Below are 21,271 nucleotides of genomic sequence, written 5' to 3'. Positions count from 1 at the left end.
CAAAATCCTTTAGGTACAGAAACTGCGAAGTCTTATAATCGTGGGGTTTTTTTGTCCTGAAGGATATGCCTGTGAATCAATCGCTGGTCCAGAAGCTGACCCGTACCAAACCGACCCCGGTGGATACGGATGCCGGCACGAGCCTGCACGGGGAGGGCCTTAGCCGCTCCATCGGGCTGTTTTCGCTGACGATGATCGGCGTCGGCGCCACGATCGGCACCGGTATCTTCTTCACCATGGTCGAAGCGGTGCCCAAAGCCGGCCCTTCGGTGGTGCTGTCCTTCCTGCTGGCCGCGCTGACCGCCGGCCTGACTGCGCTGTGCTACGCCGAGTTGTCCTTCCGCGTGCCTGCCGCCGGTTCCGCCTATTCCTTCGCCTACCGCACGCTGGGCGAGTTCATGGCCTTCATCGTCGCCTTCTGCCTGTTGCTTGAATACGGGCTGGCGGCCAGCGCCACGGCGATCGGCTGGTCGGATTACTTGAACAACTTCCTGATCAACGCCTTCCACTGGCAGATTCCGGAAAGCCTGCGCTCGCCGATGATCGTCTCGACCCCGAACGGCACGGTGTGGAACATGGGCCACTTCAACCTGCCGCCGGTGATCCTTGTGGCACTGTGCTGCTTCCTGCTGGTGCGCGGCGCCAAGGAATCGGCTACCGCCAACGCGATCATGGTGATGATCAAGCTGGTAATCCTGATCTTCTTCTGCGCGGTCGCCTTCACCGGCTTCGACACCGCCAACTTCACGCCGTTCATCAAGCAGACGCCGGGTGAGTGGCTGCCAGGTGCGAGCGGCATCGCCGCCGCAGCCGGCACGGTGTTCTTCTCCTTCATCGGCCTGGATACCATTGCCACCGCCGGCGAAGAAGTGCGCAACCCGAAGCGTAACGTCCCGATCGGCATCATCGCTGCGCTGCTGCTGGTGACCGTGTTTTATATGCTGGTTGCCATGGCGGCCATGGGCGCCCAGCCTGCCCATAAGTTCGAAGGCCAGGCCGCCGGCCTGTCCGTGATCCTGCAGAACGTCACCGGCAAGGCCTGGCCTGCACTGGTGCTGTCGGCCGGTGCCGTGATCTCCGTGTTCTCCGTGACGCTGGTGACGATCTACGGCCAGACCCGCATCCTGTATGCGATCGCCAAGGACGGCCTGGTGCCAAAAGCCTTCCAGAGCGTGAACCCGAAATCGCACTCGCCAGTGGCCAACACGCTGATCGTCAGCGTGGTCGTGGGCATCGTGGCTGGCCTGGTCGATTCCACCTTCCTGTGGGATATGGTCTCGATGGGCACCCTGACCGCCTTTATCGTGGTGTCGATTGCCGTGCCGGTACTGCGGTCGCAGGAACGTGCGGCGGGCACCTATACCAAGGGCGGCTTCCGCGTACCGTTCGGCCCCTACTTCGTGCCAGGCCTGAGCATCCTGGCCTGCGGCTACCTGATGATCAACCTGTCGCACGCCACCAAGGTGATTTTCACTATCTGGATGGTCGTAGCAGTGCTAACCTACTTCATCTACGGGATCCGGCACTCCAGGCTTAACAAGGTATAAACAAATGCAGGTCAAAGCAATCGCCCACACAGCATTCCTGGCCACGGCCATAATCTCTGGGGCGGTTGCCCAGGCGGGGTCTCCCGGCGCCGCCATCCGCGACTACCGCTCGGTCGCCATCTCCCCAGCCGGCGACCGTGTCGTGTCGCTGGAATCCATCGACACGGGCAACGGCAAGCGCCCGCACCCCACCGTGATCGTGCGCGATGCCTCGACCGGCGCCATCGCCGCCGAATTCGATCCCTGCTCCACATGCAGTTATGACAAGCCATCCTGGTCGCCGGACGGCAAGGCGCTGGCCTTTATCGCCAGCGACAAGCGTTCCTCTTCGGCGTGGCTGTACGTCGCGGCCGGCGGCAAGGCGCGTGCCCTGGCCACCGTGCAGGGCGTCGCCAGCACCGCGCGCTGGTCACCGGATGGCGGCACGCTGTCGCTCCTGGCTACCGTCGGCGCGAAGAAGGAAACCGGCGCCACCGCTGCCGGCGCGCGCCTGGTAGGCGAGATCGGCGCGGAGGAAGATGCGCAACGCATCGCCACCATTGCAGCCGCTGGCGGCACCCTCAAGCTGGTGTCGCCAGCCGACACCTTCATCTACGAATACGACTGGACGCCAGACGGCAAGGGCTTCATTGCCACCAGCGCCAAAGGCAACGGCGACAACAACTGGTGGGTGGCCAGACTGTCCCACATCGATGCCGCCAGCGGCGCGCTGCGCATTGTGGCCAGTCCCGCCACGCAACTGAATATGCCGCGCGTCTCGCCCGATGGCCGCACCGTGGCCTTCATCGGGGGCTTGATGAGCGATTTCGGCTCGGTCGGCGGCGACGTCTACACCGTGCCGTTCGCAGGCGGCGAGCCGGTCAACCTGACCGCAGGCTTCAAAGGCACCTTCAACACGCTGGCGTGGCGCGGCAAAGGCTTGCTGGGCACCGCGCTGATGGGCGATAAGTCGAACGTGCTGTCGCTGGACATGCAGGGCCGCAGCACGGTGCTGCGCTCAGTCGCCGCCTCGACCGGCGCCGGCGATGGCCGGATCTCGTTCAGCGCGGACGGCAGCAAAGCCGCCGCGGCGCAGGAAGACTTCGAGCATGCAGCCGCCATCGTGGCGGGCCCGGTTGGCGTCATGCGCGCCATCACCGACGACAATGCACACCTGGCGCCGCAAGTCGCGGTGCGCAACATTAGCTGGACCAACGAAGGCTTCAGCGTGCAGGGCTGGCTGATTGGCCCGCGTACTACTGTGCCGGGCAAGAAATACCCGATGATCGTGCAAGTCCACGGCGGCCCCGCTGCCGCCGCTTCGCCGCGCTACATCTCTCCGGGAGAGCAGGGCAATCCCCTGGTGCGCGAGCTGGTGGAAAAAGGCTACTTCGTATTCCTGCCCAATCCGCGCGGCAGCTTCGGCCAGGGCCAGGACTTTGCCCGCGCCAACCGCCGAGATTTTGGCGGCGGCGATTTGCGCGACATCCTGGCAGGCGTCGATGCCGCAGCCGCTGCGGCGCCGGTCGACACCACCCGCATGGGCCTCATGGGCCATTCCTACGGCGGCTTCATGACCATGTGGGGGGTGACGCATTCGCAGCGCTTCAGGGCGGCCGTTGCAGGCGCAGGCATTGCGAACTGGGTCTCTTACTACGGCCAGAACGGCATCGACCAGTGGATGATTCCATTCTTCGGCGCCTCCGCCTACGACGATCCGGCGATTTACCGCCAATTGTCGCCGATCGAATCGATCAAGGTGGCGCGCACGCCAACGCTGGTATATGTCGGCGAACGAGACGTCGAGTGTCCGCCGGCGCAGTCGATGGAGTTCTGGCATGGCCTGAAGGCGATGGGCGTGCCGACTTCGCTGGTGATCTACGAAGGCGAAGGGCATAGCATTCGCGATCCGGAGCACCAGCAAGACCTGCGCAAGCGCACGATTGAATGGTTTGGACGTTACCTGGGCGAGTAAGCAAGACGATGCGTTTGCGGTACAAAATGATGGCGGCCCTGCTGGCGACAGGGCTTGGTTCGGTAACGCTGGTGGGCGGTGTCGCCTACCTCAGCGTGAACTATAAGGTCGACTCCTTGCGCCGGCAGCAGGCGGCCGAGCACTTCCACACCTACATGACGGCCTACCTGGCCGAATATGGCGACTGGCAGACCGCCATTGCGACAGAATCCTTCGACCGCTTCGTTCGGCGGCAGGAGGGCGAGCGGCCCGCCGGACGGGAACTGCCCAGCGAAATGCTGGAGCGCATGCCGCCGCGCATCAACAACCAGGCACGCTACGCGCCGCCGCCAGGCGAGGGCGTCTATGTGCCGCGCGAAGGCGGCGGACCTCCGCCCGATCCGACCTTGCCTGCAGCGCGCCGCAGCAGCGGCACCCCGCCGCCGGACGGGGGCTTCCCGCCCGCCGACTACCGTGACGCTCCGCCTGATCCAACCCTGGCTTCGCCCCGGCACCTGGCGCGTGACGGCTACGGCCCACCGCCCGAAGCGGCACGCGAACCCGGGATGGATGGCGACCGCCCGCCACCACCGCGCCGCGACAGCCCGCCGCCATTCCGTTTCATCCTGACGGACGCCGGCTACCGTGTGCTGCTCGGCGGCGGCCAGTTCCGCTATGGCGAGCCATTGCCTGAAAACCTGCGCGGTTCTGCGCGGGCAATCGTGGTGAAAAACCAGACTGTCGCCTACATGTCGTCGGAAGGAACGCTGGCACCGACGCCGCAGGAACAGAAATACCTGGATGCCCTGTACAACTCCCTGCTGTGGGGCATCGCCGCTGCAGCAGGCTTGGCAACGCTGCTCGGCGTGCTGCTAAGCCGCGGCTTGTCGCGCAGCCTCAGCGGCCTCACCAGGGCCGTAAAGCGCATGCAGAAAGGCGAACTGCGGCAGGAAGTGCCGGTGCAGGGCAAGGACGAAGTGGCTGCGCTGGCCACCGCCTTCAATGCCATGAGCGCCCAGCTGGCGCAAAGCCATGAGGAGCTCAACACCTCGCACGCCACCATCCTCGAACAGGCGGAGCAACTGCGCGAACTCAGTATCCGCGATGCCCTCACGCAGCTCCATAACCGCCGCCACTTCGACGAACAGGCCAACACCCTGTTCAACCAGGCAGTGCGCCACAAACGCCCGCTGGCGCTGGTGATCTGCGACATCGACCACTTCAAGAAGATCAACGACACTTATTCGCACGCCACTGGCGACACCGTGCTGCGCCACGTCGGCAACATCCTGCGCAATCACATGCGCCTGTCCGACCTGGTAGCCCGCTACGGCGGCGAGGAATTCGTTATTGCCTTCCCCGAGACCGCAGGCCCGCAAGCTGCCGCCTTGTGCGACAAGCTGCGCACCTTGATCGCAGACTTCCCATGGCATGAGGTGCATCCGGACCTGAAGGTCACCATGAGCATGGGGGTGTACGCCGACATCGCCGCCGGCAGTGCTGAAACCATGCTGCAGAAAGCCGATGCGCTGCTGTACCGCGCCAAGGAAACCGGCCGTAACCGCGTCTGCTTCGCCTGACAAAAGGACATCACCCAATGCGCATTTTTTCCACCCTCATTCTTGCCGCCGTGGTTTGCCAGCAGGCCATTGCCGCGCCGGATGTCGTTCCGCTCGAATTCATAAACGGCATACCATTCATGAATGTCAACATCGGCGCAGCGTCCAGCCGCATGATGTTCGACTCTGGCGGCAAGCTTGGCATTTCATTGCCTGCCCCGGTGATCGAGCAATCAGGTTCGGTTAAAGTACTCGACGAGAAAAAGAAGTTCCGGGACTTGCAGGGCAGGGCTTATGAAACGCCGCGGGTCGTCGCGGAAAGAGTCGTCGTAGGCTCCACGATGCTCGCGCCTGTACAAGGCCAGGTGCACATGCAGTGGGGCGGCGCAGCGGAAGGTCCCGAGGCCGAGCTGACCAAGGCCCGTGCGGGCGGCGCGATCGGCCTAGAGGCCCTGGCGAACTTCCCGCTGCTGTTCGACTACAAGCAGCGCACGATGTCGATCCTTGATGCGAGCCAGCTTGTAGAGCTCAGGGAGCCGAAGTGGCATATCCTCGATCTGAAGTATGGCGGCGAAGGGCCGCTGGTAACCTTGCAGGCGGAGGGAAAACAGCTGAAATTCGTGCTGGACACTGGTGCCCAGGTGAACATCATCAAGTTTGGTGCGGCATGCGACACCAACCAGGCGTGCGAGCTGCGCGACCTGGGCGGGACACTGAACCTGAGCATGAGGATCCACCGCATCAAGCTTGATGGGGCCCCGTTCGACGGCATCCTCGGCGCGCCATTCTTCCGCAGTCACCGCGTCGTGTTCGACGTCAAAGGCGGCAAGCTGTACGTCGCACCGAATACACTCTGATCGCTGGCATTTCGTTGGGCGCTGACTTCTTGCTAGCGGGCTTTGTCCAGCAGGTCTGCCTTGGCTTCTTCAAATGCCACCCGCTCAAGTCGTGGCCAGTTTCGATTCGTCCTGCATGCTGCCGCCTGCCCGCGCGCATGGTCAGCGGCTGTATTGCCTGCGGCGTCGCGCACGGAAGGATCGATCCCTAGCGCAAGCAGGCGTTCGACTACGTCCATTCTCTGGGCATAAAACAACGCAGTCTTGCCAAGGGTATTTACGGTGTTCAGGTTTGCGCCTTGCGCGACGAGACAGTCAAGTATTGTCGTATAGCCCCGGTTTGCGGCCCAAATGACCGGACTCATTCCCTCGTTATCCGCCTGGTCCGGATCTGCGCCGGCATCAAGCAGGAGTTCGACAATCCGAAGATGTCCTGCCATGGTCGCCATAGTCAGGCAGGTGCGACCACCCTCGCCTCTGTGATGTACGTTCGCCCTCTTTCTTATGCATTCGGTGAGGGCGCTGAAGTTACCATCGGCAGATGCCTGCATGAGCGGAGTCATGCCCCATCTTCCTTCACGCTCGATGCCGCGAAAAGACAGATTCTGGAGGAACTTCGCAGCGATCGAGAGCAAGTAGCCGACTCGAACCGAAAGCGGCTCCTGAATTTGAATGACGCGAGTCAATGTTTCGTCATAAGGAATCGGGTACAAGGAAATCTGTTCGCCTGTACCGATGCCGGCATGCGATGCCTCGCCAAGCCCGTCAGACCACTGGGCCCGCGTCGCCTGTGCGAGAAGCGCAATCTTGCTGTCCACGAGTCTGCGATGGGATCGAAACTCGGTATGTACCCGGACCGTTCCCGCAAGGTGGTCGACTTGCAGACATGATTGGCCGCCCTTGAGGTGCGCAAGCTCGTTATCCAGATCACCTGCGTTGATAGTCCCGTCCAGGTGAAAATTGTCCAGGCGCGCCAGCTTTTCCCAATTTCGGATCTCCGCACCGTCCTGGTCAAATACCGCAGCAGGGCCACTGACGATAATTCGCATTTAGCTGATTGCTCCAGAAGAAAGTAAACGATTGAGCCTTTTGGCAGAACGGGCTTCCCCGGCATAGCCGAACGTGCCGGCGTTCAGCACGCCAGCGCCTTGAATCCCAGATGCTCCAGCAGTCGCGCCGACCCGAGGTCCCTGGGGTTGGGGACGACGAAGCAATTGCCCCGTTGATGCAGCGCTTCAAACTCCTTCGATTTTTCAAGCTGGCTTTTCATCTCATCCTTAAATAGGCGGAAGCCCGTGCATGGCGCGGGCTTTGTTGCATTCAGGGGTGTATTCGGTGAATTCGCGGCAGGTGGAAGAGCGCTCGGCGTAGATGGTGCAGCCGACTTCCTTGCCCACCTCGCCGGAAAGCGCGATGCAGCGCACGGGCTTTGCTTCCGTACCGCGCATGGCGGCACGGTGGGGCGTGATGGGCACAGTCAGGTGTGCGGGAACAGCTTCTCCCCAATAGAAGGAAACCCTGAAACTGGCGCAGCATGCGCCGCAGCTTTGGCAGTGCGACATCCCATTCCTCAATCACCGTTTGTAACGTTGCGAACAATCGCTTCACTATGGACGATGATTTTATCCGCATCCGCCTGCAGCAGGCGGATGCGCCGTTGCACCAGCGGCCAGCCGGACCAGGCAACTTCCGGCTCGGCCGCCGGCTCGCGGCGCAGGGGCGCCGCAGGAGGCGTGGCGCCGGTATGGCGCGACAGGGCGACGGTCAGCGTGCGGCACACGGACGCGTGGCTGGTGTCGAGCATGGCGTTCACCGCATCGCCCGGGATATCGCGCACGTGGCGGCGCAGGATCGCACGCAGGGCGGCAACGTGCGCCACCAGCAGGTAGTTTTGCACGATGAACAGGTTGATGTCCTCGGCGGCGCGCTGCTTGCTTTCCGGCTCGTCCAGCATGCGCACCAGCGCGGCGCTGAGTGCGGCCAGGGTTTCCATCAGCCGCTTGCGCTGGATGCGGTAGATGAAGTCATTGCGGTACTTCCCTTGCAGCAGGTCGAAGCTCGCTTCCATATAACTCAGGTTCACCGACAGCACCAGCTTGACGAGGTGCGGCAGCGATTGGTATTCCCAGTTCGCCAGCACGAAGCTGAATGCCGTTGCAATCGCGGCGCCGACGAAGGTGTCCACCAGGCGCTCGGAAATCAGGTTGCTGCTCGGCGCCACCAGGTACATCCACAGCAGGATCATCACCGACACCGCGATCGCCGCGTAGCGGTAGCGCAGGTAAATGAAGGTCGGCGTCGCGATGCAAGACAACACCAGCACGGCCAGGATCGCCGCCGGGTGGTCCATGAACTTCAGCACGACAGCGGTGATAATGCAGCCGATAATGGTGCCGACAATGCGGTCCGAGCGGCGTTGCTTGGTCATGCTGAAGCTTGGCTTCAGGATGATCACGATGGTCAGCACGATCCAGTAGCTGTGTGCCTTGTATGGCAGCATGGCGCCGATCGCCAGCCCGGCGGCAATCGCCATCGACACGCGCAGGGCAAACCGGAACACCGGCGAATCCATGCGGAAGTGCGACACCATGAGCTGCAGTTCGTACTTCTGCTGCGACAGAAAAGGCTGCATGTCCATGTCGCGCCAGAACGGCGTGTCTTCGTACACCTTCTGGCTCGACACGTGCAGCTCGCCGATCATGCGGATGATGGCAGTGATCTTGTTGCGCTGCGCGCGCAGCACGGTGACGGCTTCGCGGCGCGGCTTGCCGGCGTCGAGGTCGTCCTGCAGGCCGGCGATCTGCTGCTCGAGGGCCATCAGTTCCGGCGTGTAGTCGACTTCCGGATAGGAGGCGCGCTTGCGGGTGACTGCGTATGCCACCGATTCGATATCGCGCGCCGCCTTGAACGCCAGGTCGTGCAGCGTGCGCAGGGCAGGCGAGTCGACCAGGTGGGTGCGCAGGGCTGCATAGTCGGTATGGGTGGCGAGCACCTGCTCGTACAAGTCCAGCATGCAGACGTGGATCTGCACCACCACCGCATCCTTGCGGTTGTTGTGCGCACGCAGGATCAGGTCGCGCGAAGCCTGCTGGCGGTCGGCCAGCAAGGCCTGGTGGCGCACCAGCTTGTTGAACTGCTCGGTGAGGTTGTAGCGTGTGTCGTAGAAATCCGCCTTGATGTCAATGTAGGCCGCCAGCTCGAACAGCGCTTCGGCCAGCACCTGCTGCTTGATGCGGTGGCGCAGCACGTAGGCGACGCCCATGGCATAAGCCAGGTAGGCCAGGGCGCCGAACATGAACAAGCCGGCGTGCGCGAACGACTGCGCCGGAGTCAGCACATGCTCGGTCGACATGGTCATGATGAACAGCGTCGCCAACTGCAGCGGCATCGACTTCTTGCCATACACGACCATCATGCTGGCGAAGAAGCTCACCGCCACCAGCATCGGCATCAGCAGCCAGTAATACGGCCCGCACAGGCTGATGAGCAGCGTAACGGCAGTGCATAGCAGCACCGAAGCCATCATCTCGTTGAACTTGTGGCGCAGTGGGCTTGGCATGTCCATCAGCGCGGTGCACAGCGCGCCGATGCCGATCGACATCGCGATATGGATGTCGGTCAGCCACATGGCCAGCGCAATTACGCCCACCAGGCCGGCGCCGAAGCGCAGGCCCAGGTGGAAGTAATGGCTGTAGAAGAAAGTGCGGGGGTCTAGTGCGTAGTGCATGGCCCTCTTACACAATCGACAGCACAGGGTAGCGGCGCCATTCCGGCTCGCGTTGTCGCTGGCAGTTGTGGAAGATGAAGTGCAGCACTGCGTCCTTGTCCTTCACCAGCGCCGGGTTGGCGGCTTTCCAGTCTTCGAACCTGGCATTGGTTTCCGGCTCGGCGGCCAGGATGTCGGCAGCCAGGTCTTCGAACACGTAGTCGGAGATGTTCTCCTTGCGCTCCAGTACGGAGTTGAAGAAGCCCCAACGGAAGAAGGAGTCGTGGCCTTGCGGTTCCAGGGTTTCAACGGCGTAGCGCGCGTTGTCCTGGTCCAGCGAAACGTACCAGTCGCCGGCGTTCAGCTCAAACGTGGCTTCGCGTTTCTCGACTTCCACTTCATCGTGGAACATATGGCCTTCGTAGGCGGTGGGGCGCGAGGTGACGCTGTTGATGTGGTAGTACTGGGCCTGCACGGTGGTCGGTGCCTCGATGCGGGTCATCTGCACGCCGTTCCATTGCAGGCGCTCGACCGCTTCGCGCCATTGCTGCGGCACGACGTAGGCTTTTGGCGCCCTGATTATCGTGTCGGCGGGGAAGCGGTTGAACCACTTGATGTCGCGCGCCCACGGCTTGCTGCGGTCGTAGGACAGGCGGACATAGTCGCCCAGCCTGGACGGGCTGCGTTGTGCTTCGTAGCCTTTGAAATGGAAGGTGCCTGGATTCTCTTCATCCATGCGCCAGGTGACTGCCCATTCTTTCTGCTTGCGCTGCGCGGCCTTGGTGGCGGCGCGCAGCGCCTTGATCTGTTCGCCGTGCTTGACGGTGAAGTTGCGCACGGTGTCGACCAGGGCGCGCATCGACTCGTAGCGGTCGGCGTAAGGCTTCAGCATATGCGTCTCCGGCATGAAGCCGATGATGTTATGCAGCGCGGTGAAGCCGGTCGAGAAGCGTGCGGTTTCCAGGAAGTCGGCGATGCCGTCGTCCGGGGTTTCCACCACCGGATTCACGTAAGGGCAGGTTGGCCAGCCTGCGCCGGCCATGTCTTCGTAAATCTGCGGCAGCATGGTGTCGCGCAGGAATTCACCGAGTTCGCCACCCAGCTTGTCGCACTGGGTGTGGATCAGGGTCATGGTGTAGCTGTAGTCGGCGCCGTTGGAAGTGTGGGTGTCGACCATCACGTCCGGGTCCCAGGCGGTGATCAGCTGGTTGAAGAACTTCGCGTTCAGCGTGTCGCATTTGACGAAGTCGCGATTCAGGTCCAGGTGGCGGCTGTTGCCGCGGAAGCCGAACATCTCGGGACCGTCCTGGTTGGCGCGCGAGGTGTTTTGCCGGTTCAGGCAGCCGTCCACGTTGTAGATCGGGATGAACAGCAGCACGGTCTTGCCCAGGGTCGCCAGCAGCTCCGGCTGGAAGCACAGGTCGCGCACCGTCGCCATGCAGGAGTCGATACCTTCCGGCTCGCCAGGGTGGATGCCGTTATTGTTGAAGAAGACCGTGCGGCCTTCGCGCTTGATCGTTTCGCGGTCGAATACGCCGTCGGCGCTGACCACGCCCACATGCAGGGGGATGCCGCCGTCCGATACGGCTGCCTGTTCAAATTTCAGGATATTCGGGAAGCGGCGTGCCAGTTCCTGGTAGAAGGCGATGCACTCGGTCCAGAGGGTAGTCTGGTTTTTATTGCCTTTTTCGTAAGGCGTGAGCATTTCTTGCATGGTCTGGATCTCAGTCTTCTGCAGTGGGGGAGGTCAGCGATTTTACCACTTCAGCCCTGAATTAAGCCTTGCGGCCATTGGCCTCCACCCATTTGGCGTAAGCGGCTGCCCAGCCGGCCAGCACTTCCCTGGTCTTGTCGTTATTGACCTTGCCGTCTTCGCCGATCAGCGCACTGCCGTTGCCGATGTAGACCTCAGGGCCGGGCATGACCGGCGCGTTCAGCGTCACCATGGTCTGGCGCACGTTGTGGTTGCCGGCAAAGCCGCCTACCGCGCCGGTGGAGGCCGAGATCACGCCCACCGGCTTGGCGTTCCAGATGCTGTGGCCCCATGGGCGGGAGCCGACGTCGATGGCATTCTTCAGTGCACCCGGCATGGCGCGGTTGTATTCCGGCGTAGCGAATACGATGCCGTCCACGTTGCGCAGCTTGTCGCGGAAGGCGGTCCAGGCGGCCGGCGGGGTATGGGCGTCGTCCAGGTCCTGGTTGTACAGCGGCAGCTCGCCGATGTCGACGAACTCGAATTGCAGTTCGGCTGGCGCCACTTCCACCAGTGCGTTGGCGAATTTGCGGTTCAGCGAATCCTTGCGCAGGCTGCCGACGATGAGGGCGATTTTCTTGGTCATGGGGTGCTCCGTGGGTTGGGAATGTCGGAATGACAATGTACATCAAGCGGGGAAAACATGCGCGTCCTGTCGCAGCGCATCGTAGAGGAACTGGCTGAGGGCCTTGATGCGCGCCACGTTGCGCAAGTCGCGGTGGCTCAGCACCCAGAGTTGGGTATGGAAGCGCGGGTCGGGCGGGGCCAGTTGTTCCAGCGCGCGTTCGCGGTCGGCCAGCATGCAAAGCAAGGGCGCCACGCCCATGCCGTTGCGCGCGGCGTCGACCATGGTCACCAGGCTGTCGGTGCGCACCGCAAGCTGCGACGGCGGCACGCGCTCGGCCAGCCATTGGGCGGCGGCCAGGTGCGACAGGCTGTCGTCCGGCGCTACCCAGCGGTGCGCCGCCCAGTCGTCGCGCGCAATGCCTTCGCGCTCGGCCCGGCGCAAATAGGCATGGGAGGCGTACAGCGCCGTCGCCAGCGCGCCCACCTTGCGGCCGACCAGGTTGGCCGGCGGTGTGTTGGACGGGCGCAGCGCCATGTCGGCTTCGCGCTGGGTGAGGTTGAGGAAGCTGTTGTTGACCACCAGTTGCAGTTGTACCGCAGGGTGGGCTTCCTGGAAGCGGTGCAGGTAGGGCATCAACAGGCCATGTGCCAATGTGTCGGTGGTGGTCAAGCGGATGCTGCCGCGCAGCTCTTCATCCAGGCCGCCTACTTCACGCTGGGCGCTGCCGATTTCTTCTTCGATGGGGCCAAGGCGGCCACGCAGGGTTTCGCCGGCGCCGGTCATCACGTAGCCCGATTGCAGGCGTTCGAACAGGCGCACGCCGAGCGACTGCTCCAGGCTGTCGATCCGGCGCAGCACGGTGGAGTGGTTGACGCCCAGTTCGCGGGCCGCAGCCGAGATGGAACCGCCGCGCGCCACGGCGGCAAAGTAGCGCAAGTCTTCCCAGTCGAGTTTCTGCATATTTGCTTAACCGTTCCGCTGTTTTAGGGAATTCTAATGCGTTTTTGCGGGGCATACACTGACTTCATCAAAACGCGAAAGGAGTCGACCATGCTAACCCTGTACACCGCCGATACGCCGAATGGGCAGAAGATCACCATCGCCCTGGAAGAACTGGGCCTGCCGCACAAGGTGCACCACGTGAACCTGTCCGCAGGCGAGCAGCACCAGCCGCCATTCAGCGTCATGAGTCCGAACCACAAGATCCCCCTGCTGGTGGACGACAGCACGCCGGTCTTCGAATCGGGCGCCATCCTGATCCACCTGGCCGACAAGGCCGGCAAGCTGCTGCCCGCTGCCGGTGTAGAGCGCAGCGTGGTGCTGCAATGGCTGTTCCTGCAGGTGGGGCATATCGGGCCGATGCTGGGGCAGTTGTGGTTCTTCCGCCATGGCGCGGCAAAAGGCAGCCCGCGCAACGAGCAGGCACTGGAGCGTTATGGCCGCGAAACCTTGCGCCTGCTGGGCGTGTTCGAAGAGCGCCTGCGCGACAAGGCTTACCTGGCGGGTGACGAGTACACGATTGCGGATATTGCCAGCTTCCCGTGGATACGCTCGCATCATGAACTGGGCGTCACGCTGGCCGATTTCCCGGCGGTGGCCGATTGGGTGGAACGCATCGGGGCGCGCCCGGCCGTGCAGCGCGGCCTGGCGGCGGCAAAGCCATGATGGGTGCCTGGGGCCTGTTGCTGGCGGCGGCGCTGGTGGACATCGCCATGGCGGTCGCGCTCAAGCACGCCGAAGGCTGGACGCGGCTCTGGCCCAGCCTCGCGGGCCTGGCGTTCGCCAACGGCGCAATCGTGCTGCTGACGATGGCCTTGCGCCAACTGCCAGTCGGCACAGCGTTCGCGGTCTTTACCGGGATAGGAGCGGCGGGCGCCGCCCTGGCAGGCATCGTGGTGTACGGCGAAAGCGCCACGCCGCTGCGCTTGCTGCTGATCGGAGCCATCATCGCCAGCATCGCCGGCCTGAAGCTCACAAACGGCTGAGCCCGTGTCACACCATGGGGTCACACCCCGATGGTGACACGGGCTCAGCCGCGCAATGCTTGTGCCCGTGTCACACTTGGGGTGTGACCCCAGGGTGTGACACGAGCTCGGCCATAGGCTTACTCGGCGTTCATTTCCTTCAGCAGGTTGTCGGCCTTGTCGATGTACTTCATGTTCCACAGCATGTAGCGCAGGTCGACCTGGATGTCGCGGGTCTTGGCTTTGTTGAAGTCCCAGTCGGAAATGATCGAGTCCAGGGTGCCGTCGAAGGCCAGGCCTACCAGCTCGGCTTTCGAGTTCAGCGCGGCAGAACCGGAGTTGCCGCCGGTGATGTCCAGCGTAGCCAGGAAGTTCACAGGCACGGTCTTCAGCTTAGGATCGACGTATTTGCCGAATTGCTTCTTGTTGATCGCGTCGAGCTGCGCTTGCGGGGCGTTGAATTCGCCTTCGCCGGTAGCCTTGGCTTTTACGCCGGCCACGGTGGTGAAGGCGGACCAGCCGGTGGTGCCGTCTGCGCCTTCTGCGCGCGAAGCGATCTTGCCGAACGTGACACGCAGGGTGCTGTTCGCGTCAGGGTACACCGCCTGGCCTTTCGAGTTCATGAAGGCGATCTTGGCCTTCATGTAGTTCGCGTAGGATTGCTGGATCTTGCCGCCCAGTTCTTCGTTGGCGGCTTCCTGTTTCATGCCATCGTCGTACAGGGTCACGGCTGCTTTGATGAAGGCGTCGTCGCTGGCTTTGAAGTCTTCCGGCTTCTTGCCCAGCCATGAGGCGCGGAACTCGCCGTCTTCCAGCCTGGAGCCGGCGTACAGCTTGTCCAGCGCCGCCGACAGTTCGGCTTCGCTCATGCCGGCCCTGATGCCCAGCACCGAGTCAAACGCTGCATTGTGTTCAGCCGCTGGCTGCGCGTTGTATTGCTTCAGGTTGTTCAGCACGATCGCCTTGTCGACCTTGGCCACGTAGGTCTTGTTGGCACCTTTCACGGCCTGCTCGATGCGCTTGACGTCGCGTTCCTGGTAGCCAGCCTTGCGGTCGGCGTTAGGCTTGGTGCTTTCGTTAGCCAGGCGGTACATGGCGCGCGCCTGGGTCAGCAGGGCTGGCGAGGAGCGGTCGTAGAAGAAGTCGCGCTTGTTCTCGGCGTCACGCTGGGCGATCAGCTTTTCCACGGCTTCCAGGTCGGCGCCGAAGGTGGCCTTGCGCTTGGCGTCGGCATTCACCCAGGCCTTCAGGGCTGCATGTTCGGCGGTCTTGCGCTCGAGGACATCGCTGCCTTCGTAGCTGTTCAACATGCCCTTGCGGTTCTTGTAGTAGTTGTTGATGCCCGCTACGCGGCCGGCCACCTTCAGGGCCGCATCGCGGTCACCCTTGGTTTCGCGGTCGATGATGGCCAGGGTCTCGTTCGAGTTCCGGATGAAGGCCGGGTATTCAAAGCCGAAGGTGTTCGACACTTCGGACGGCAGGCGGTGGCGGTTGGTGCGGCCTGGGTAGCCCAGTACCATCACGAAGTCGCCTTCCTTCACGCCTTCCTTGGCCAGCTTCAGGAACGACTTGGGCTCGTAAGGCACGTTGTCCTTGGAGTAGTCGGCGGCCTTGCCGTCCTTGCTGACGTAGGCGCGGTAGAAGCCGTAGTCGCCGGTGTGGCGTGGCCACATCCAGTTGTCGGTGTCGCCGCCGAATTTGCCGACGCCGGCGGCCGGTGCATGCACCAGGCGCACGTCGCGGATTTCCAGTTGCTTGATCTGGTAGAACTCCAGGCCGCCGTAGAAGGACGACACGGTGCAGCGGTGGCCTTCATCTTTTTCGCACTCGGCTACCAAGGCCTTCTGGTTCTTCTCGATCGCGTCCACGCGCGCCTTGCCCTGCAGCTTGGCCACTTCCGGGGTGATGATCTTGTCGGTGACGTTCAGCACTTCCTTGGTCACGTACACGCGGCTGCCCGGTGCAGCCGGCAGTTCTTCACCGAAGTTGTGCGCCACGAAGCCGTTGGCCAGCAGGTCTCGTTCCTTGGTGGAGTTGACCGCCACGCTGTTGTACACGCAGTGGTGGTTGGTCACGACCAGGCCTTGCGGCGACACGAACGATGCGGAGCAGCCGCCCAGGCTCACGATGGCATTCATCGGGAACTCGGTCAGCTTGGTCAGCGAGGCTGGGTCCAGCTTCAGGCCGGCGGCCTTCAGTTGCTTGGCTACTTGTGGCAGCTGCCGCGGCATCCACATGCCTTCGTCTGCGAAGGCTGCGGAGGTGGTGCTCAGGACGGCGAGCGCGAGGAGAGATTTTTTCATGGTCTTGAAATGGTTGTAGTGGTGGCCTGCGAGGCTGGGCCGCGGGCGACCTAGAGTATCGGCATGGCGGCGCCTGGCGTCAACACCAAAAATGGGGCGTAAAACTGAAGAAAATTCGGGCGTGGATGGAACTGTTGCTTTGCAGCATAAGGTGCGCCCCAAGTCCCGCGACTGCGAAAAAAAAGCCAGCGCCGCAGCGCTGGCCTGTGAGGAACTTTGCCGTACTACCTGACGCGTCCGCGGAAGACCAGGTTCACGATCGCTAGCAGGATCACCGCACCGAGGAATGACACCGCCAGCGACAGCACGCTGAAATCGTCCGTATTGATGGTGCCTGCCCCGAATAGCGGCGACAGCAGCCAGCCGCCCAGGAGAGCGCCGACGATACCTACCACCACGTTGAGGAACATGCCCTGTTGCGCGTCCGTTTTCATGACCAGGCTGGCCAGCCAGCCCAGGATGCCGCCAATCACAATCCAGATAATGAAGTTCATATCCGCCCCCTTTATTGTTGATGATTCCAGTGTAGGACACATGCGGGCCCATATTCCGTGCGCGAACGTACAGATTTGGAAGACGCCGCAGCCTATCGTGTCCGGGACTCATGCAAAAAGGGGGAATTCCCATGAACACTGCAGACAAGCAATCCCGTATGGTGACCGGCCTGTTTCGTGATCGCAACAGTGCCGAGCGTGCCTGGCAGCACGCCACCTCTCGCGGTTACGGCAAGGACGACATCAACGTCGTCATGAGCGACGCTACCCGCCAGCGCTATTTCAGCGGCCAGGCGGAGACGGAACTGGGTTCGAAAGCAGGGGAAGGTGCCGGCATTGGCGCCAGTGTTGGCGGTGCGATCGGCGCTGCCCTCGCTGCCGTGGCGGCGATGGGCACCACCCTGGTGCTGCCGGGCCTTGGCATTGTGGTGGCTGGTCCGCTGGCGGCCGCGCTGGCTGGTGCCGGCGCAGGCGGCGTGGCAGGGGGCCTGGTGGGCGCCCTGATTGGTGCCGGCATTCCGGAAGAACGCCTCAAGCATTATGAGGAAGGTATCCGCTCCGGCGGCATCCTGATGGGTGTGAATACCCGCGATTCGGTCGACGCGGCCGACATCGAGAGCGCCTGGAAAGAGAGCGAAGGCGAGCACGTGGTTGGCGTTGGCGTCGGCACCACCGGCGGTGCGCTGGCTGGCGCTGCTGCCGGTTCACCGGCTGGCCTGCCTGGCATGGTGGCCGGCGCCGTGATCGGCGGCGTGGCGGGCGCCTTCGTTGGCAAGGGGACGGCGGAAATCGTCAACCCGAAACTGGAGGACGATGAAGACGACCACAACCTGGCCACTGGTGTCGGCGCGGGCGGCGGTGCTGCAGCCGGTATCGCGGCTGGCGCGGCAGCCGGTCCGATCGGCATGGCCGCTGGGGGCGCCATCGGCGCACTGGCAGGCGGCATGGCGGGCCAGGGCATCGGCACCCTGCTCAACCCGAGCGAAGAGCGGGTCTACTGGCAGGACCATTACCGCAACGAGGCCTACTTCAACCCGACCTTCGACTACGACGATTACGAGCCGGCCTATATGCTCGGCTACACCGCGCGCCAGCGTTATCGCGGCACGTGGGAAGAGCTGAAGGACCAGCTTGAGCAGGATTGGGAAACGGTGAAGGGCAAATCACGCATGGCATGGGAGCATGCGAAAGATGCGGTGCGTGCGGCTTACGAGCGTGAATTGCCGTAACAGCCGCACGGGCTGGAGTGTTAGTCGGCCTTGATGGCTTCGACCTGGATTGCCAGCTTCACTTCGGGAGCGAAGGCAGGGGTGGCGTAGTTCAGGCCGAAGTCGGTGCGCTTGAATTCAGCCGAAGCGTCGGCGCCGCACACTTCGCGCTTGTAGCGTGGGTGCATGATGCACTTGAACTTGTTGACCTTCAGGGTGACCGGCTTGGTCACGCCCAGCATGGTCAGCTCGCCTTCCACGGCCACCAGTTGCTCGCCTTCGAACTTGAAGTTCTTGCCCTTGTAGGTCACGGTCGGGAATTTCTCGACGTTGAACATGTCGGGCGACTTGGCGTGGGTGTTCATCTTGTCCAGGCCGAAGTCGATCGATGCGGCATCGATGGTGATGTCCATGCTGCCGGTCTTGGCGGCGACGTCCATCTGGATGGTGCCGCTGGTCTTGTCGAACTTGCCGCGCCATACCGACATGCCCATGTGGTCGGCTTCGAAGCTTGGGAAGGTGTGGGTCGGGTCGATGTTGTAGGTGGCGGCGTTGCCGGCAACAGCGGATACGGCCAGCAGCGCGGCGGTCAGGAACTTCAGTTTCATGGTGTCTCCAGGGGTTTATTGAGCTACTACGTGGAACTTGATGGTCACCTCATCAGCGACCATGCCGGTATCTTTCCATTCGCCTTCACCGACGTTGAAGGCCAGGCGCTTGATCGGCAGTGCGCCGTCGAAGATTTGCTTGTTGCCGTCGGCTTTGACGGTGATCGGGAACGTGACATCGGCAGCCTTGCCCTTGATGGTCAGCTTGCCGCTGACGTTGAGCTTGCCCGGGCCGGCGCTCTTGATCGCGGTCGAGACGAAAGTGGCTTTCGGGAACTGGGCGGAGTTGAACCAGTCTTTCTTGGCCACTTCGGCATTCATATCGGCTTCGCCCAGGTCCAGGCTGGCGGTCTCGATTTCTACCGTGGCTTTGGAGGTGTCAGGCGCGGCAGCGTTGTAGTCGATGACAATATTGTGTTTCTTGAACTTCGATTCGATCGGTACGTTCATTTGCTTGAACACGGCCGACACGCTGCTCTTGGCAGGATCGGCTTTCAGGACGGCGGCGCTGGCTGCAGCCGCCACGGCCAGCAAGGCGGCCAGTAATACGCTTTTCTTCATGGGTGTGGCTCCAGGTTATGGCAGCATGCGCTTGAGCAAGCCGTCCTTGTCGATGAATTGGTGTTTCAGCGCTGCCGCAATGTGGCCGATGACGACGGCGGCGAGCAGCATGTTCAGCCAGTAATGTACCGGTTTCAGGATTTCCTTGAGGGCCGGGCTGGCTTCAAAAAGGGACGGAATCTTGAACAGGCCGAGGTAGACCACTGGTACGCCGGCAGCGGTGGTGTACAGGTAGCCGGAAATCGGCACGGCGAACATCAGGAAGTAGAGGAACCAGTGGCCGGCTTCGGCGGCTTTCTTCTGGCCCTGGGTCATGGAGACGGGCAGCGCGGGCGGCTTTTGCTTCAGGCGCCACAGCAGGCGGCCGGCGGCCAGGGCTAGCACGGTGACGCCCATCCACTTGTGCCAGGAATAGTATTTGAGCTTGGTCGGGGTCAGGCCAGGGATGTCGGTCATCACCAGGCCGAGGATGAACGCGGCTACGATCAGCAGGGCGATCAGCCAGTGCAGCGCGATAGCGGTTCGGGAATAGCGTTCCATTGTGACCTTTGGTAAATAGTACGTGTTAGAACTAATATACCAGAGGGTAACGGAACTTGCTTACAGCTTGCTTAAATGCTGGGTTAAAACCGGTAAACCGGGGTCTGACCCACAGGGTCAGACCCCGCCAGCGCAACGGCCGCGGACCCACAACCAACCCCGCGGCCGCGAGATCATTCCGGGTCTGACCCTGCGGGTCAGACCCGGGTTTACCGGTTTCAGATGGCTTTAGCCAGGGAAGCAGCGATACCGGTGTAGTTAGCAGGCGTCATCGCCAGCAGCTGATCCTTGGCTTCCTGCGGAATCGCCAGCCCGCCAATGAACTCGCGCAGCGCTTCCTTGGTAATGCCCTTGCCGCGAGTCAGTTCCTTCAACTGCTCATACGGATTCTCAATGCCGTAGCGGCGCATCACGGTCTGCACCGGCTCCGCCAGCACTTCCCACGACGCATCCAGGTCCGCTTCCAGGCGGGCAGGATTGACTTCCAGCTTGTTCAGGCCGCGCAGGCAGGAGTCGTAAGCCAGCAGGGTATAACCGAAACCAACGCCGATATTGCGCAGCACGGTCGAATCGGTCAGGTCGCGCTGCATGCGCGATACCGGCAGCTTTTCGGACAGGTGCTTCAGCACCGCATTGGCCAGGCCCAGGTTGCCTTCCGAGTTTTCGAAGTCGATCGGGTTGACCTTGTGCGGCATGGTGGACGAGCCGATTTCGCCGGCCTTCAGCTTCTGCTTGAAGTAGCCCAGCGACACATAAGTCCAGATATCGCGGTTCAGGTCCAGCAGGATGGTGTTGGCGCGGGCGAATGCGTCGAACAGCTCGGCCATGTAGTCGTGCGGTTCGATCTGGATGGTGTATGGGTTGAACACCAGGCCCAGTCGCTGCTCGATCACGTTCTTGGAGAACGCAGGCCAGTCGAACGATGGGTAGGCCGACAGGTGGGCGTTGTAGTTACCGACGGCGCCGTTCATCTTGCCCAGGATTTCCACCTTCGCGATACGCTCGATGGCACGCTGCAGGCGGGCGATCACGTTGGCGAATTCCTTGCCCAGGGTGGTCGGGCTGGCGGTCTGGCCGTGGGTACGGGACAGCATCGGCAGCTCGGCGTTGGCGTGGGCGATTTCCTTCAGGCGGGCAACCAGGCCGTTCAGGGCCGGCACCATCACGCCGTCGCGGGCGGCCTTCAGCATCATGCCGTGCGAGGTGTTGTTGATGTCTTCCGAGGTGCAGGCAAAGTGGATGAACTCGGAGGCGGCCACCAGTTCAGGCACGTCCTTTACTTTTTCCTTCAGCCAGTACTCCACAGCCTTCACGTCATGGTTGGTGACGGCTTCGATTTCCTTGATGCGGGCGGCGTCGGCTTCGGTGAACTCGACAGCCAGCTTGTCCAGCAGGGCGGTGCCGGCAGCGGAGAATGGCTTGATTTCGGCGAAACCAGCCAGGGACAGCGCCTGCAGCCACGCGATTTCGACCTTCACACGGTGGTGCATGAAGCCGGATTCGGACAGGATCGGGCGCAGCTTGTCGGTTTTCGAAGCATAACGGCCGTCCAGCGGGGACAGGGCCGACAGGGTGGAGTAAGGAGTTGTCATGATAATGCTGGGAGAGGAGGCGGGAAAAAACAGGATTTTACCATTGGCCGCCACCCGGCTCCCGCCGCCACTCCGCTGCGCCTGCTATCCGGGGGCGAT

At 62.5% G+C, this 21,271-nt stretch carries 20 protein-coding genes; 7 read left to right on the top strand and 13 right to left on the bottom strand.

The genetic code is table 11. The features are described 5' to 3' along the window. Positions 1-71 precede the first annotated feature (71 nt). The 4 genes from ASD58_RS11980 to ASD58_RS11965 are packed head-to-tail and all read left to right on the top strand — an operon-like array spanning position 72 to position 5,896. Positions 72-1,547, top strand: a complete 1,476-nt coding sequence (locus ASD58_RS11980; protein ID WP_082565373.1) for an APC family permease — start codon at positions 72-74, stop codon at positions 1,545-1,547. A 4-nt stretch (positions 1,548-1,551) separates the two neighbouring features. Continuing rightward, entirely contained in the window at positions 1,552-3,501 is a 1,950-nt protein-coding gene (locus tag ASD58_RS11975) for a S9 family peptidase (RefSeq protein ID WP_057261399.1), read from the top strand. Between the two features lie 26 nt (positions 3,502-3,527). Beyond that, positions 3,528-5,060, top strand: a complete 1,533-nt coding sequence (locus ASD58_RS11970) for a diguanylate cyclase (RefSeq protein WP_229209964.1) — start codon at positions 3,528-3,530, stop codon at positions 5,058-5,060. Between the two features lie 17 nt (positions 5,061-5,077). Beyond that, positions 5,078-5,896 carry a hypothetical protein gene (locus ASD58_RS11965; protein ID WP_057261397.1) on the top strand — a complete coding sequence of 273 codons (819 nt, stop codon included), beginning with the start codon at positions 5,078-5,080 and terminating at the stop codon, positions 5,894-5,896. Between the two features lie 32 nt (positions 5,897-5,928). Here ASD58_RS11965 and ASD58_RS11960 read toward each other — a convergent pair whose 3' ends face one another. From ASD58_RS11960 to ASD58_RS11935, 7 genes are all read right to left on the bottom strand, one after another. Next, positions 5,929-6,924: an ankyrin repeat domain-containing protein gene (locus tag ASD58_RS11960; RefSeq protein WP_057261396.1), complete on the bottom strand. Its 996-nt coding sequence runs from the start codon at positions 6,922-6,924 to the stop codon at positions 5,929-5,931. 83 nt (positions 6,925-7,007) lie between these two features. Further along, positions 7,008-7,145: a hypothetical protein gene (locus ASD58_RS31190; protein ID WP_200951601.1), complete on the bottom strand. Its 138-nt coding sequence runs from the start codon at positions 7,143-7,145 to the stop codon at positions 7,008-7,010. 7 nt (positions 7,146-7,152) lie between these two features. Next, positions 7,153-7,437, bottom strand: a complete 285-nt coding sequence (locus ASD58_RS11955; RefSeq protein WP_057261395.1) for a YkgJ family cysteine cluster protein — start codon at positions 7,435-7,437, stop codon at positions 7,153-7,155. An 8-nt stretch (positions 7,438-7,445) separates the two neighbouring features. Further along, positions 7,446-9,602, bottom strand: a complete 2,157-nt coding sequence (locus ASD58_RS11950) for an FUSC family membrane protein (RefSeq protein ID WP_057261394.1) — start codon at positions 9,600-9,602, stop codon at positions 7,446-7,448. 7 nt (positions 9,603-9,609) lie between these two features. Then, positions 9,610-11,286: a M14 family zinc carboxypeptidase gene (locus tag ASD58_RS11945; RefSeq protein WP_057261425.1), complete on the bottom strand. Its 1,677-nt coding sequence runs from the start codon at positions 11,284-11,286 to the stop codon at positions 9,610-9,612. Positions 11,287-11,356: 70 nt separating this feature from the next. Further along, positions 11,357-11,920 (bottom strand): NADPH-dependent FMN reductase, encoded by a 564-nt coding sequence (locus ASD58_RS11940; RefSeq protein ID WP_057261393.1) that lies wholly within the window; start codon positions 11,918-11,920, stop codon positions 11,357-11,359. A 42-nt stretch (positions 11,921-11,962) separates the two neighbouring features. Further along, positions 11,963-12,862, bottom strand: coding sequence for a LysR family transcriptional regulator (locus ASD58_RS11935; RefSeq protein ID WP_057261392.1), 900 nt, complete (start codon positions 12,860-12,862; stop codon positions 11,963-11,965). Positions 12,863-12,952: 90 nt separating this feature from the next. Between ASD58_RS11935 and ASD58_RS11930 the strand changes: the two genes are divergently transcribed. Both ASD58_RS11930 and ASD58_RS11925 read left to right on the top strand, forming a co-directional pair. Continuing rightward, complete coding sequence (locus ASD58_RS11930) at positions 12,953-13,567, top strand: glutathione S-transferase family protein (RefSeq protein ID WP_057261391.1); 615 nt, start codon at positions 12,953-12,955, stop codon at positions 13,565-13,567. Further along, positions 13,564-13,887, top strand: coding sequence for a multidrug efflux SMR transporter (locus ASD58_RS11925; protein ID WP_304438517.1), 324 nt, complete (start codon positions 13,564-13,566; stop codon positions 13,885-13,887). The genes ASD58_RS11930 and ASD58_RS11925 overlap by 4 nt, the downstream gene beginning before the upstream one ends. 119 nt (positions 13,888-14,006) lie before the next feature. Here the strand turns inward: ASD58_RS11925 and ASD58_RS11920 are convergent, their stop codons facing one another. Together ASD58_RS11920 and ASD58_RS11915 are read right to left on the bottom strand one after the other, a co-directional pair. After that, the gene (locus ASD58_RS11920; RefSeq protein WP_057261390.1) at positions 14,007-16,169 is read right to left on the bottom strand and encodes a S46 family peptidase; all 2,163 of its coding nucleotides are present in this window, start codon (positions 16,167-16,169) and stop codon (positions 14,007-14,009) included. Between the two features lie 224 nt (positions 16,170-16,393). After that, positions 16,394-16,663, bottom strand: a complete 270-nt coding sequence (locus ASD58_RS11915; protein ID WP_055934298.1) for a GlsB/YeaQ/YmgE family stress response membrane protein — start codon at positions 16,661-16,663, stop codon at positions 16,394-16,396. Positions 16,664-16,794: 131 nt separating this feature from the next. Here ASD58_RS11915 and ASD58_RS11910 point away from each other — a divergent pair, with 131 nt between their 5' ends. After that, positions 16,795-17,892 (top strand): hypothetical protein, encoded by a 1,098-nt coding sequence (locus ASD58_RS11910; RefSeq protein ID WP_057261389.1) that lies wholly within the window; start codon positions 16,795-16,797, stop codon positions 17,890-17,892. Between the two features lie 20 nt (positions 17,893-17,912). Here ASD58_RS11910 and ASD58_RS11905 read toward each other — a convergent pair whose 3' ends face one another. The 4 genes from ASD58_RS11905 to purB form a co-directional block, all read right to left on the bottom strand. After that, a complete protein-coding gene (locus ASD58_RS11905; RefSeq protein WP_057261388.1) occupies positions 17,913-18,479 on the bottom strand; it encodes a YceI family protein in 567 nt (188 codons plus the stop codon). Positions 18,480-18,494: 15 nt separating this feature from the next. Next, the gene (locus tag ASD58_RS11900; RefSeq protein WP_057261387.1) at positions 18,495-19,040 is read right to left on the bottom strand and encodes a YceI family protein; all 546 of its coding nucleotides are present in this window, start codon (positions 19,038-19,040) and stop codon (positions 18,495-18,497) included. A 15-nt stretch (positions 19,041-19,055) separates the two neighbouring features. Continuing rightward, positions 19,056-19,580 (bottom strand): cytochrome b, encoded by a 525-nt coding sequence (locus tag ASD58_RS11895; protein WP_057261386.1) that lies wholly within the window; start codon positions 19,578-19,580, stop codon positions 19,056-19,058. A 218-nt stretch (positions 19,581-19,798) separates the two neighbouring features. Beyond that, positions 19,799-21,172: an adenylosuccinate lyase gene (purB, locus tag ASD58_RS11890; RefSeq protein WP_200951600.1), complete on the bottom strand. Its 1,374-nt coding sequence runs from the start codon at positions 21,170-21,172 to the stop codon at positions 19,799-19,801. Positions 21,173-21,271: the final 99 nt, after the last annotated feature.

This window comes from Duganella sp. Root1480D1, assembly GCF_001427305.1.
GTDB lineage: Bacteria > Pseudomonadota > Gammaproteobacteria > Burkholderiales > Burkholderiaceae_D > Rugamonas.
Note: the sequence above shows the minus strand (reverse complement) of the source record. Positions and strands in the feature narration are given on the sequence as shown.